The organism is Limisphaerales bacterium (assembly GCA_014382585.1).
Lineage (GTDB): Bacteria > Verrucomicrobiota > Verrucomicrobiia > Limisphaerales > UBA1100 > JACNJL01.
On sequence record JACNJL010000028.1, the window covers coordinates 93,865 to 107,658 of the forward strand.

Genomic DNA, 13,794 nt, shown 5'->3' on the forward strand with positions numbered 1-13,794 from the left:
TTAATCTACAAACCCAAATTCATTGGAAAGAAATAAGATCTGCGCTAATTGATTGAAGGCATTGCTTTGATCAATTCCATCAGAACGGATCAGAAATTTTAAGGCGTCTAAAAGTTCCAATTCAGTCGGTTCGCGCTGCAAAATCCTCTGGTACAAACTCTTCACTTGCGCCTGGCCGTACGGTGCCTTGATCGTGATCGACACACGTATCTTCTCCGATTGTGCCGCAAGAAAAGGGCTGTTCATTAAAAATAATGCCTGTTGCGGCACGGTGTTTTCATACCGTTTAGGGCAATGCGTATCCGGGTTGGCAAAATCAAAAGTTCGAAACAGCGCAGGTAAATTTTGGCGGTCGATGAATCCATACACCGTGCGGCGTGGTGGGGATGGATGCTGAGTAATGTTCACCGGCCTGCCTCCCAGCGTGCGATCAAGCTGGCCGCTGGCCTGTAAAATGCCGTCGCGCATCGCCTCAAAGGTGAGCCGTTGCCGGTTCATTTTCCACAACAACGAATTGGCGGGATCAACGCGGAGGTATTCCGGCCGAATATTGCTGGACTGTTGATAGGTGGCGGAAAGCATGATTTGCCGTTGAAGTTTTTTAATAGACCAACCCTCACTCACAAAACGCGCGGCTAACCAATCAAGCAACAGCGGGTGCGAAGGCGGTTGTGCGCGCAGGCCAAAATCGCTGGGGGTGGCAACCAGTCCATGGCCAAAGTGATGCGCCCACACGCGGTTCACCAGCACCCGCGCGGTGAGTGGGTTTTGGGGATCCACAATCGCCCGCGCCAATTCCAGCCTTCCGCTGCCTTGGGTGAAGGACTTTCGATCTGGAGAAAAATGCTCGAGAAACCGCCTCGGCACTGTTGCGCCACGATTGCCTTTATTTCCCCGCACAAAAATGTATGGCTCCGTTGCCCGCGGATTATCCAGCAAAACGTGGGCCCGTGGCGGCGCACCCGGATGCGTCGCGGCGAGTTTACCTAAACTGCTGCGGCGGTTTTTCAATGTATTGCGTTGGCCGAACAGCAAGCTGTTTGGGTCCCCCTCGGCCAACGTCTCGGGCACATCGGCAGGAGTCCCCTTCGCGTGCAACACTTGTCGGATGGCTTCCCAGTTTGGATCAACTAACGCGACCGCATTTGGGTTTTCCTTACGCAGTGCAATCCATTTACGCTCCACTTCCACAAACAAGTCACTGTAAATCTTCAACTGCGCCGTGCGATTCGTCGCCCGTTGCACCAATGGATTCCCCGCCCCCTCCAATTGGTGCCAGGCGAGAAACACGGGATGTTTTTCCACCTTCCACCTCGCCAGTGCGCGCTGCCAATTCAATGCGGAAACAATGTTTAGCTTTCGTTTGGTAAGCAACTGCACAGCAGCTTTTTTGTCGAGCCCCCGTGTTTTCACATCGTGAACAGCCGCGAGGTAGCCACCTGCTCGACGCCGCAATTCCGCGCGTCCTTTGGCGTAAGTGTCGCGGATTAATTGATCAATGACCGCTTGCTGGCGTTTCCGCTCCTTCAAATATGCCGCGTGCTGTGGCGGCAGCGATCCTTTCCCGAGCAACGGCAATTCCTTCGGCTCATGACTGCTGGCGAACACGCCATGAAGTGAGTAATAATCTGCCGTTGGAATGGGGTCATACTTGTGATCATGACAGCGCGCGCAGGTGACCGTGATTGCCATAAATCCGCGCGTCACCACGTCGATACGGTCATCAATAATATCGTCTTGCCGATTCAAAAACCGCCGGCCCAAAGTGAGATATCCCATTGCCGCGAGCGGACGTTTGTCTTCCCCAAGATCAAGTTGGTCGGCGGCCATTTGTTCGAGAACAAAACGATTGTACGGGAGATCTTCATTAAACGCACGCACGACGTAATCGCGATATGTGTACGAATACGGATAGAGCCGATCAACGCCCACTCCCACGTAGCCCTTGTTGTCTGCATACCGTGCCACATCGAGCCAATGCCGTGCCCAGCGTTCGCCGTAATGCGGGGAAGCAAGCAGTCGATCTATGAGCTTGGGCCACGCCTCCGGTGAATCATCCGAAACAAACGTTTGCACCTCCGCAAACGACGGGGCCAAACCAGTGAGGTCCAGATAAGCACGCCGAATTAAAGTGCGCCGATCCGCCCGCAGGGAAGGCTCCCAACCCTTGGCCTCCAACCGAGCCAGCACAAACAGGTCTACCGGCGTGCGCGCTCGGTTTGAATGCTTCACTTTGGGCGGTACAATTTTTTCCACCGGCTGAAATGCCCAGTGGTTTTCCACCTGTTCGGCGGTCGATAATGGGGGCGTGATGGCACCCTGCGCGAGGACAGCTATAAACCCTAAAACTGAAAAGGCCCGAATCATTTGATTGGTTTTTGTTCGGCAATCCATTTGGCAAGTAATTGAATCCATTGCGGATCGGGCCCCGTTGCGCCGACGGGTGGCATCCGGCCGAGGTCGGAGCGAATGACGCGCTGAAGCATCACCGAATGAGCGGGATCCCCCGGGGCAATGATGCGCGCTTTGTCGCCTAAACCATAGCGGTTGTGCACCGGTTCCGCGCCCAGAGTTTTGGTGGCGTCCAACGCCAGATGATGGCTGAGTAACATTTGAGCGTTGCCGCCGCCGGCGTTTACGTGACACGTCGCGCAGTTCACCTGCCAATACGCACGCACCCGCGCGGTGCGATCGGCTTTTGCATCGTACGGATTTGCGAAACGTTTTTGGACGGACTTTCCATCCGAACCATAATTTTCAGCGCGAACTCCGCTGACCAAACCGGACTTTCCCAAAACCTGAATTTGGTTGGCCTTAAATTTGCCGTAATCGTGCTGCCGATTGAGCTGCAATTCTGTGAGACTCAACACAAATCCCGCCGCGCGTCCGTGGCACATCATGCACTCGGCGCGGCTCGGGATGCGCCACTGTTTGCCATTAGCCAGCGCGCGGTCCGCACCTTCATTTGCCACGAGCGTGGCATCGGTTTGAGCTTTATTCCATTCATAACTGTATCCGAGCCACTCGTTTTCTTGTTTGATCAACAAACGCGTCTCGATGCGTTTCCCCTCGCGCGCAAGCGTTTGCATCAACACCGTCCCATCGGGCCCCTGCCAACCGCGATTGCCCCCGAATCGCAGTTGCCCATTGCCCGGCAGCGCAAAATGATGAGTGGCCGTCGCACCATCGGTCCAGTGCGGCACGTTGATGGAATAAGCGATCACGCCGGGTGCGGTTTCGTGTTTGGCGGTTTTGCTGAATAATCCAGTTTGGCTGAGTGCGCGCGGGAAATTGCTGCGGCGTCCCACGGCGGGATTGGGTTTGAGGCGATGGAATCCGGAGTGATCGTCGATGACAAGCAAGTTGCCGCGCGTATCTGTGGCAAACCCGGTGATGCCAAATGAGGTGTCAGCAATTTCTGCGTGCCACGTCACTTGGGTGCCGTCGTGTTTGCCGGCCCAGATTTTCCCAGTCGAGTAATCGCCGTAGATATAAGCGCCGTTGAGCTTGGGCAAAATGTTGCCGTAATAAACGATGCCGCCGGTAAGCGATCGGGATTCGCGATGGTGATGCTCAAAGGTCGGCTTGGTGAGTTTACCGGGGCCAAGCTTGCGCTCGAGATAAAACGGGTGGCTTCCCTCGTACAAACTCCAGCCATAATTGGCGCCGCGCTCCACGCGCTTCACACTCTCCCAGTGATCCTGCCCGTTCTCCCCAACCCAAATCGCGCCGGTGCGCTCGTCACAAGTTAATCGCCATGGATTGCGAAAACCAAGTGCCCAGGTTTCCGGCGCGGCCTTGGGCGTTTTCAAAAAAGGATTGTCCGGCGGTATGCCATACGCGCGCTCGCCCGTCGGGCGATCCACATCGATGCGCAACAGCTTGGCCAGCAACAAGTCGATGCGCTGGCCGGTGAGGTTTTCGTCCGAATCACTGGTGCCATCACCGGTGGTCAGGTAAAGCATTCCATCCTTACCAAAAACCACACCGCCACCGTCGTGCCCGTTCGAATTCCATTTGATAATCACCTTCCGTGATGCAGGATTAATACGATGTGTTTTGCGATCCATCGTCCAGCGCGACACGAGGCAATTCTTGGCCTTGCTCCCCTCACCACGGCGAGGACCGTTGGTGTGCAAAAACACAAACCCGTTCTGCTCGAATTTTGGGTGAAAACAAAACCCATAAATAAGCCGGTTTGTGAGCGACAAACTCTCAACTTGAATTGTCGCCTTTGGCGTGTCGCGAAATACCCACAATTTAGAAATCGAACCCTTCTCCTCACGATGATCCGCGTAGGCCAACAAATCTTGGGTGCCCGGCAAACGCTTCATTTCCAAAGGCTTTTTAACCGGCAACCCCGGCCACACTTTTTCTGTGATGTACGGCAAAGGCGGCTCCGGGGTACCGATAAGCTTACCCCCCTGCCACTCCACGCGTGGGATTATGTTGGTTTGCCCCGATACGGCAAATTGGCAAATGAATAACAATACAAATGAAAACCGCATAGAAGGATTCAGCCCCCGTGTCATAAATCTGTCAAACCCGAAAATGCTAACCCTCATCCAACAAGCGCAACACTGCCTTGGCCGCCCGGAGCGGTGCGCCTTTTTGTCCGAGGCTTTGGGCGATTTGATTGAGATCGGCGCGAAGGGTTTTGCGGCGCGCGGAATCCTCAACAAAACGATTGGCTTCCCGCGTGAGATTATTAGGCGTGGCGGCGCGTTGGATGAATTCGGGAAACACCTCACGCCCAGCCAATACGTTGGGCATGGCGATGTGTTTGACTTTCACGAACAAGCGGCCGAGCAGATAAGTCACCCAAGAAGTTTTATAAAGCACCACCGTGGGCACGCGGAACCACGCACATTCGAGGGTGACGGTGCCGGAAGAAGCAATCGCAACGTCGGCCTCGGCGAGGGCTTCGTGCAGCCCGCCGATGCGCAGATCCCAATCAGCCACGGCGGGAGTCAATAGGCGCGCTTGCGCGGCGATCGAATCGTTGGGGAATACGATCATTGGCTCGGCGTTCAACTTGCGCGCAGCGCCGGCCATCACGGGGAGATGGCGGCTGATTTCCTTGGCGCGACTTCCGGGAAGAAGTAACAGCCGCGGTGGATCGTGCAGCTCATCCGGTTCGCGAAATTCCAAATCCGGATAACGATCGCACAGCGGATGGCCGACAAACTCGACCGGTAACCCGGGCGCGCGCCGGGCGTACCATTCTTTTTCAAACGGAAAAATGCTGAGCAACAAATCGACGTCGCGGGCGATTTGATGCACTCGCGAGGAATGCCACGCCCAAAGTTGCGGGCTGATGTAATAAATAATTCGCGGCCGCCAATCGGTCCCGGCGGCGCGTTGGCGCAGGGCGCGCACGAAGCGTAAATTGAATCCGGGATTATCGATGCAAATGATCGCGTCGGGCTTGCGCTCAAATGCGAGGTCAAGGAGCTGATCAAAGAAGCCCTTGAATTTACCGTAATTCCGGACGGCCTCCCAAATACCGACCACCGCGTGCTCGGTCAAATCCAGCGCGAGATCCACGCCGGCGGCTTGCATTCTGGGGCCGCCCGCGCCGAACGCTTCCACTTCGCCGCCCTCTTTGCGCAACGCCTCGAGCAACTCAACCGCCAGCGTGTCGCCGCTGGTTTCGCCAGCCATGAACATGATGCGACGGGCGCTCATGCGGTTTCGAGTTCCTGAATTTGTCGGGTGATTTCCAGCGCCACATCGAGCGCTTGCTTGGCGGATTCGCCGCTGACTTTCGGCGTTTGCTGCTCACGCACGCAATGGGCAAAGTGCCGCAGCTCCTGCAACAGCGGATCATCCTTTTCAATGGGCACCGGCTCGCGCACCACGCGTTTGCCGCCGAACTCGCTGACAATGGCAGTGTCTTTGGCGTGCAAAAGTTTTTTCCATAAACTGGATTCCGTCTCGCCGTCGCGCGCGATGCGGTAAATGTAGCCTTCTTGTTTTTGATAATCGAGCGACACGTAACTGGTTGTTTCGCCGCCGCTGAACACACGGATTTTCCGCATACTTTCGGGGCTCACACGGCTGGCGGTGAGGTTGGCCACGCATCCGTTTTCAAACTTCAACCGCGCATTGGCAATGTCCTCCGAATCGCTCAGCACAGACACGCCCACGCCATCGACCGATTGCAGCGGTGAATCCACGAACGCCAACACGATGTCGAGATCGTGAATCATGAGGTCCAGCACGACACCAACATCGAGGCTGCGCTTGGGGTACGGCGACAGGCGGTGCGTCTCGATAAAGCGCGGCTCGCGCGCGACGTTTTGCAGATAATCAAAAACCGGATTGAAGCGTTCGATATGGCCCACCTGCAGCACACATTTATTTTCGCGCGCAAGTTCCACCAACTCAGTCGCTTGCGCGGTGGTGTCGGTCATTGGTTTTTCCACAAGCACATGGCGCCCCGCGCGCAACAGTTGGCTGGCCAAATCAAAATGAGTGATCGTGGGCGTGACCACATTCACCGCTGCCGCCGCATAGATGGCGGCCTCCACGGAGGGCAGCACGGGCACGCCGTATTTTGCACCGATGGTTTTGGCGCGGGCGGGGTCCGCATCGTAGAGCCCCACAAAATCCACCACGCCTTCGCGCGCCAATCCGGCGTAATGTTTGGCGTGGTGTTGACCGAGGGAACCCACACCCAACACCGCCACTTTTAATGCATCCGACACGCGGGGAGGTTCAGGGTTTGTCGCACGTCATTCAAGGTTAACCTTGAACCGCGCAGCAAGAACCCCGAACCTCCGTGCGTGGACATCCCAAAAACCAGCAACCCCATGCGGATCACCGTGCTTGGCGCGGGCGCGTGGGGCACCACACTGGCGAAGATCGCCCACGAAGCCGGGCACGAATTAACGCTCTGGGGCCATCCTGAACGCCTTGCAGGAATGGCTTACAAAAAAGAAAACACCGAATATCTCCCGGGCGTGACCCTGCCCAATGCTTGGCGACTGGAGGCCGATTGGGAAACAGCGCTGGACAAAGCCGAGGCGGTGATTGTCGCCGTGCCGTCCGCGTCCTTTCGCGCGGTGGCTGCTGGCCTCGATGGATTTAGTGGCATCGCCGTCACCGTTACCAAAGGCATCGAACACAAAACCGGTCTGACGATGGGTGGCATCCTCAATGAAACCGCGCCCGAGGCGGCCGTCGTCGCCCTCTCCGGCCCATCGCTTGCGGCGGAAGTGGCGCGCAACATTCCAACTGCATTGGTGGCCGCTAGCGAAGAGGAAGCCAACGCCGCTACCGTGCAGGAATGGCTGCACCGCCCCACCCTCCGCATCTATACCAGCACCGATGTGCTGGGCGTTGAGCTGGGCGGCGCATTAAAAAACGTCATGGCCATTGCCGCCGGCGTTTGCGATGGCCTTCAACTGGGTGACAACGCCAAAGCCGCGCTCATCACCCGCGGCTTGCGCGAGATGCGGCGGCTCGGCAAAGCCGCCGGTGCGCAACCCAATACGTTTAACGGCCTCAGCGGTATGGGCGATCTGACGGTCACCTGTTTCTCCAAACAAAGCCGCAACCGCACGCTCGGAGAACGGATCGCCAAAGGTGAACCGCTGGACAAAGTGCTCGCCTCGGCCACGGCCGAAGGGCATCCCACGGCAAAATCCGCGCGCGCGTTGGCCAACACATTGGAAGTGGAATCGCCCATCATCGAGCAAGTATACACGATGCTTTATGAAGACAAAGGCCCAAAAGAAGCATTAAAAGAATTAATGATGCGCGAACGGCGCGGGGAAGATTGAAGTAATCGTCAATCAAAAATCAATTCCATCAATGCTGCATAATCCGTCACTACGGGGAATTGCGGGAACTCTTCAATCACATTATTCGGCGCACGAAACAAAACCCCTTGGTCGGCTTCGGCGAGCATTGTGGTGTCGTTATAGGAATCACCGGCGGCGATGACGTGATAGTTCAGTGATTGAAAAGCGGCCACACTTTTTCGTTTTTGATCCTGCTGACGGAGATGATAATTGATGATCATATCGTCTCGCACCTCAAGTTGATGACAAAAAATCGCAGGCCAATCCAGCTGGCGCATTAGCGGGTTGGCGAATTGCAGAAAGGTATCCGAGAGAATGACCAGTTGCGTTCGCGCGCGTACTTCGTCGAGAAATGCTTTTGCCCCGTCCATCGGTTCGAGCGTGGCGATGACGGCTTGGATGTCGCTGAGCTTAAGATTATTTTCCGCCAGCAGATCGAGGCGATAGCGCATCAGCACATCATAATCCGGCTCATCACGGGTGGTGCGGCGCAGGGCGTCGATGCCGGTTTTCTCGGCAACAGCAACCCAGATTTCCGGCACCAAAACACCTTCGAGATCCAATGTAACGATCGTCTGTTTCACGGGCGAGTTGATACCGAGCGAGGCGAGTGACGGCGAGAAAAAAGCACCGCGCGGGTCCGCAAACCCGCGCGGTGTGAATGGAATTCTTTAGTTGAGGTTGAGGCCCGGCATGCTGGTCTGGCCGATCCAGCACACCGGGCGCCCATTCCCTGTTTCCCTGCCTGCCGAAACAGGCAAGAACCCTAATTTACACGGCTTCCTCGCCGGTTTCGTCCGTACGAATACGGATGGCTTGCTCGACGGGCAGCACGAACACTTTGCCGTCGCCGATCTTGCCGGTTTTTGCCGAGGCGATAATAGCCTTGCTGGCCGCTTCCACTTGGTCATCGCCCACGACGATTTCCAGTTTGATCTTGGGCAGGAAATCCACCGTGTACTCGCTGCCGCGATATACTTCGGTGTGACCTTTTTGGCGGCCAAACCCTTTGACCTCCGTCACCGTCATTCCCGCCAGGCCTTCCTCGGCCAGCGCATCCTTCACCTCATCGAGCTTGAAGGGCTTAATAATTGCTTCGATTTTTTTCATAGGATAGTTCCTTTCGTTTCAATTCCATTGCTCGTTTAGTGATCCGCTGACGCCGTGAATTCCGGGTAAGCTTCCTGTCCATGCTCAGAAACATCCAAGCCGGCGATTTCTTCTTCCTCGCTCACACGCACGCCCATGATGGCCTTAATTGCGCCGAAGACGACGATTGAGAAGACAAAGGCCGCAACACCCACCAAGGCAATGCCCTTGATTTGAGACGCCAACACGACGCCCGACCCTTCAATCTGGAAGTAATAGGCGGCAAGGATTCCCCAAATGCCACAAGTGCCGTGAACGGAAATGGCTCCCACCGGATCGTCGATCCCGGCTTTGTCCAACGCGATCACTGAGAAGACCACAATAACGCCGGCGATCAAGCCGATGATTATTGAACTGCCTGGCAACACGATATCCGCGTTAGCCGTGATGCCCACCAAACCGGCCAAAGCACCATTGAGGCCCATGGAAAGATCCGGTTTGGAAAACACAATCCACGAGACGAGCGCTGCGGAAATTGCACCCGCAGCCGCTGCGAGCGAAGTGGTCGTGAACACCAAGCCCAAAGGCCCGGGGTTGGCACTCAGCACCGAACCGCCGTTAAAGCCGTACCAACCGAACCAGAGCAACAGCACACCAATCGTTGCCAGCGGCAAATTGTGTCCCGGAATGGGTTTGGGGTTTCCGTCTTTGTCGTACTTGCCTTTGCGAGGGCCGAGAATCAACACACACCCCAAGGCAGCAAAGCCACCAAAGGCATGAACGACAGCGGAACCGGCAAAGTCTTTGAAACCGATTCCGGCCAAAACACCGCCGCCCCAATGCCAGGAGCCAACAACCGGATAAGCAACGCCAACCAAGAGTGTGGCGAAAATCAAAAACGATGTTAGCTTCACCCGTTCAGCAACCGCACCGGAAACAATCGTCGCCGCTGTGGCTGCAAACATCGCTTGGAAAATGAAATCACCAAAACCCGTCATGCAAAGATCGAGCCCGCCGTAGGAAAAAGTGGATCCACCTTCAGCATTCAAATCGCCGATCATGCTTCCCCAGCTAAACCAACCGTTAAAGGTTCCTCCGTCAGCTATTAAATCACCTGGATAATGGGTGTTAAACCCGAACAAAGCATAGGTAATGAGGCCAATGGAAATGATGAACAGATTTTTAAATAAAATGTTCACAGTATTCTTGGAACGCGTTAACCCCACTTCCAATGTGGAGAATCCCAAGTGCATAATAAACACCAGCGCTGCGGCCATCACAGTCCAGAGCATTGAGGTGGTGAAAAAGGGAAATGCCTCCGCATCATCCTTTTCGGCCGCCACAACTTCCTGATACTTCTCAAGTTGCGTTTGCTCGGGCTCCGCGGGCTCCTTTTTCGATTCACCGTCTACTGGTGCCTCGGTTTTTGCATCGCTGCCTTCGCCTTCAGCCTGAGCCATTAACTCCGGTGTGAAGCCCGCGAGGGGCACGATTAGAAACAGCCAAAGTAAGAGGCTGCGTTTGATTGGGTTTGTCATTGTTTTCATTGTTTTACTGCGTTGGTTGGATGGACCTCGATGGGAGGCTCAATCCGTTCATAAATGTCCAAGCGCACTCTAGCGTACAGCGTGCCAAGTGTTCCGTTTTTCTATTCATATATTTTATGGTTACCATAAGTTTTAGTTATGCCTGATTCTTCATCTTGTTTTTAGCGGGTACAATTGAATCGTTTGTTTTTAGGAATAGCCGATTTGGGGGAGGTAATAATTTGTTTTCATTTTTATTCGCCCAATCGGATTGCCGGTATTTTGCAGGAGTGGATAAAATGCGACAGGCCCGCTGCCAAATCAGAACAAGAAAAAAGGCCGACGGTTACCCGTCGGCCTTGGAATGTGTTGATTAGCCTTTTGGCGTTCGCGATTTAGGCGAGTGCCTTTTTGGTGGTCTTGATGATCACCGCGGCGATTTTATAGGGGTCGCCATTAGATGCGGGACGACGATCTTCGAGGCGCCCTTTCCAGCCATCCTGAATGGTGGCCACGGGGATGCGGATGGAGGCACCGCGATCGGACACGCCGTAGCTGAATTTGTCGATGGATTGTGTTTCGTGCAACCCAGTGAGGCGACGGTCGTTATCCGCGCCGTATACGGCGATGTGTTCTTCGATATTCTTGCCGAATTCCTCGCAGATTTTGGTGTGCACCTCTTCGCCGCCGGGATCACGCATAGCGCCGCAGGAGAAGTTGGCGTGCATGCCGGAGCCATTCCAATCGCCTTGGACAGGCTTGGGATGCCAGTCGACAGCGACTCCGTATTTCTCGCCGGTGCGCTCCAGAAGATAGCGGGCGATCCAAATTTGGTCGCCGCAGTCGGCCGCGCCTTTGGCGAAGATTTGGAATTCCCACTGGCCCATCATCACTTCGGCGTTGATGCCTTCGACGTTGAGGCCGGCCTCGAGGCAAAGGTGCAAATGTTCGTCCACCAAATCGCGGCCGACGGTGTTGCGTGCGCCCACGGACGTATAGAACGGACCTTGCGGGCCGGGGAATCCGTTTTTCGGAAATCCGATGGGGAGGTTGGTGTCGGTATCGATCAGGGTATATTCCTGTTCAAGGCCAAACCAAAAATCCTCGCTGTCGTTATCGATCGTGGCCCGCCCGTTGGATTCGTGCGGGGTGGCATCGGCGTTGAGCACTTCGCACATCACGAGCCAGCCATTGCCGCCAAAGCGATCGGGGTCCGGATAAACGGCGACGGGTTTCAGCAGGCAATCCGAATCATTCCCTTCGGCCTGTTCGGTGGAGGAGCCGTCAAAGGACCACTCTTTGGCGTCTTCCAACTTGCCGCTGAAATTTTCGCGAACGAGTGTTTTGCTGCGGAGGCTCTGCGTGGGCTTATAGCCATCGAGCCAGATGTATTCCAACTTATGTTTACTCATTTGTTTTGCTGTATCTGTTTTTTGTTAAACGGCTTTCGCCAATAATTCTGTGGGTTAAAGCGCGTAACCATCCTCGCCGTGATCCTTCACGTCAAGCCCTTGCATTTCAGTTTCTTCATCCACCCGAATGCCGCCGCAGAGCGCATCGGCAATTTTAATGGCGATGTAGGTAACGACCGAACTCCAGATGATCGTAACGAGTACGCTCATCAACTGGCCGCTGAATTGATTCTTAATAATCTCGCGGCCCTCATCGGAGAAGGCAAACACACCGGTGAGCAACGCGCCCACAATGCCACCCACGCCGTGGACGCCGAAGACATCAAAGCTGTCATCATAACCGAGCTTTTGCTTGAGGCTGGTCGAAGCCCAATAGCAAACCAAGCTGGCACACCCGCCGATGGCAATCGCCGCCATCGGGCCCACAGTTCCGGATGCAGGGGTGATGGCCACGAGACCGGCAACCGCGCCGGTAGCTAAACCAATGGCGGTGGGTTTCCCTTTACCGCACCACTCAATCATCATCCACGTGAACGCGGCGGCGGCAGTGGCCACTTGGGTGACGAGCTGCGCCATGCCGGCCTGGCCACCTGCAGTCAAAGCACTACCGGCGTTGAATCCAAACCAACCGACCCACAAGAGCGCTGCGCCGATCAGCACGAAGGGCACGTTATGCGGCGGCATTGGGGTGTCGGGATACCCCTTGCGCTTGCCCAACATAATGCACGCAACGAGTGCGGCCACACCGGCGTTAATATGAACAACCGTGCCTCCGGCAAAATCAATGGCTTCCCAAGTGGTGGCCAAATAGCCTCCACCCCAAACCATATGCCAAATTGGGCAGTAGGAAAAAGTGAACCAAATGGTCAGGAAAATCATCACTGCGCTAAACTTCATTCGCTCGGCAAATGCCCCGACGATGAGGGCCGGGGTGATGATGGCAAAGGTCATTTGGAAAGTCACAAAAACAGATTCCGGAATGGTGTCACTCATTGAGCCGGTGGTCAGCCCCTTAAGAAAGAGCCCGGAAAAATCGCCAAATAATTTTCCGTCACCGGAGGACGCGAATGAGTATCCGTAAATCACCCAAAGCAATGACATCAGCGCGGTGACGGCAAAGCACTGGACCAGCACCGAAAGCACATTCTTCTTTCGGGTGAGGCCGCCGTAAAAAAGCGACAAGCCGGGGACGGTCATCAGCAACACCAGCGCGGTGGCCACGATCATCCAAGCGGTGTCGCCAGAGTTAAAATAGGGATCAATTTTAAAGCCGTTCTTGGCAAGCTTATCGTCACCATCTAAGCCGGAATACTTTTCGGCCATTGTTTTGCCATCCAGCCAGGCATCAGCTTTATTTTTTTCGCCGGCTGCGGTTTCTTTTTCTTCTGCTGTCAACTGCTCCTCAGCAGTATTAGCTTCCTCGGCGAATGTTTCAAAAGGCAGGCTTCCGGCAAAGAGCGCCAGCGCCATAGTCAAAATCGGGAAAAGTTTTTTCATGGTACAGGGAATTTAAGGGTTAAGATTAAAGGGCTTCGTCACCTTTTTCGTTGGTGCGAATTCGGATGGCTTCGTCGATGGTGCTGACAAAGATTTTGCCGTCGCCGATCTTGCCGGTTTTAGCGCTCTCGGCTACGGCTTTGATGGCGGCTTCGAGGTTGTCATCGGTCACGGCGACTTCGAGTTTGATTTTGGGAAGAAAATCGACGGTGTATTCACTGCCGCGATAGATTTCGGTGTGGCCTTTTTGGCGTCCGAATCCTTTGACTTCCGCGACAGTCATCCCCTCAATGCCGACTTCGGCGAGGGCATCCTTCACTTCCTCGAGTTTGAATGGCTTAATAATTGCCTCAATTTTTTTCATTTGCTGTGGTTCTCCTGCCCGCGTTGGCCAGTTACCGGTAAAGCTGCGGGCAGCCGCACCAGTGAATTGCAGGGCAATCCAAGAGTCTTAAGCAGCCC

11 protein-coding genes are annotated in these 13,794 nt (G+C 55.1%); 1 reads left to right on the top strand and 10 read right to left on the bottom strand.

Going from position 1 to position 13,794, the window contains the following annotated elements; all coding sequences use genetic code 11:
• The 4 genes from H8E27_05030 to H8E27_05045 all read right to left on the bottom strand — a co-directional run bounded on the left by H8E27_05030 (position 1) and on the right by H8E27_05045 (position 6,710).
• Positions 1-2,394, bottom strand: a complete 2,394-nt coding sequence (locus tag H8E27_05030) for a DUF1553 domain-containing protein (GenBank protein ID MBC8324970.1) — start codon at positions 2,392-2,394, stop codon at positions 1-3.
• Positions 2,364-4,334 carry a PQQ-dependent sugar dehydrogenase gene (locus H8E27_05035; protein ID MBC8324971.1) on the bottom strand — a complete coding sequence of 657 codons (1,971 nt, stop codon included), beginning with the start codon at positions 4,332-4,334 and terminating at the stop codon, positions 2,364-2,366. The genes H8E27_05030 and H8E27_05035 overlap by 31 nt, the downstream gene beginning before the upstream one ends.
• A gap of 220 nt (positions 4,335-4,554) precedes the next feature.
• Positions 4,555-5,688 carry a lipid-A-disaccharide synthase gene (lpxB, locus tag H8E27_05040; protein MBC8324972.1) on the bottom strand — a complete coding sequence of 378 codons (1,134 nt, stop codon included), beginning with the start codon at positions 5,686-5,688 and terminating at the stop codon, positions 4,555-4,557.
• The gene (locus tag H8E27_05045) at positions 5,685-6,710 is read right to left on the bottom strand and encodes a Gfo/Idh/MocA family oxidoreductase (GenBank protein ID MBC8324973.1); all 1,026 of its coding nucleotides are present in this window, start codon (positions 6,708-6,710) and stop codon (positions 5,685-5,687) included. The genes lpxB and H8E27_05045 overlap by 4 nt, the downstream gene beginning before the upstream one ends.
• Before the next feature lie 105 nt (positions 6,711-6,815).
• Here H8E27_05045 and H8E27_05050 point away from each other — a divergent pair, with 105 nt between their 5' ends.
• A complete protein-coding gene (locus tag H8E27_05050) occupies positions 6,816-7,787 on the top strand; it encodes an NAD(P)-dependent glycerol-3-phosphate dehydrogenase (protein ID MBC8324974.1) in 972 nt (323 codons plus the stop codon).
• Between the two features lie 8 nt (positions 7,788-7,795).
• Here H8E27_05050 and thrH read toward each other — a convergent pair whose 3' ends face one another.
• From thrH to H8E27_05080, 6 genes are all read right to left on the bottom strand, one after another.
• Complete coding sequence (gene thrH / locus H8E27_05055) at positions 7,796-8,392, bottom strand: bifunctional phosphoserine phosphatase/homoserine phosphotransferase ThrH (GenBank protein MBC8324975.1); 597 nt, start codon at positions 8,390-8,392, stop codon at positions 7,796-7,798.
• Positions 8,393-8,579: 187 nt separating this feature from the next.
• Positions 8,580-8,918, bottom strand: a complete 339-nt coding sequence (locus H8E27_05060; protein ID MBC8324976.1) for a P-II family nitrogen regulator — start codon at positions 8,916-8,918, stop codon at positions 8,580-8,582.
• A gap of 35 nt (positions 8,919-8,953) precedes the next feature.
• Positions 8,954-10,357 (bottom strand): ammonium transporter, encoded by a 1,404-nt coding sequence (gene amt / locus H8E27_05065; GenBank protein ID MBC8324977.1) that lies wholly within the window; start codon positions 10,355-10,357, stop codon positions 8,954-8,956.
• Positions 10,358-10,818: 461 nt separating this feature from the next.
• A complete protein-coding gene (locus tag H8E27_05070; protein MBC8324978.1) occupies positions 10,819-11,835 on the bottom strand; it encodes a glutamine synthetase beta-grasp domain-containing protein in 1,017 nt (338 codons plus the stop codon).
• A 54-nt stretch (positions 11,836-11,889) separates the two neighbouring features.
• Positions 11,890-13,332, bottom strand: a complete 1,443-nt coding sequence (locus H8E27_05075) for an ammonium transporter (protein MBC8324979.1) — start codon at positions 13,330-13,332, stop codon at positions 11,890-11,892.
• A gap of 25 nt (positions 13,333-13,357) precedes the next feature.
• Entirely contained in the window at positions 13,358-13,696 is a 339-nt protein-coding gene (locus H8E27_05080; GenBank protein ID MBC8324980.1) for a P-II family nitrogen regulator, read from the bottom strand.
• Between the last annotated feature and the right edge of the window lie 98 nt (positions 13,697-13,794).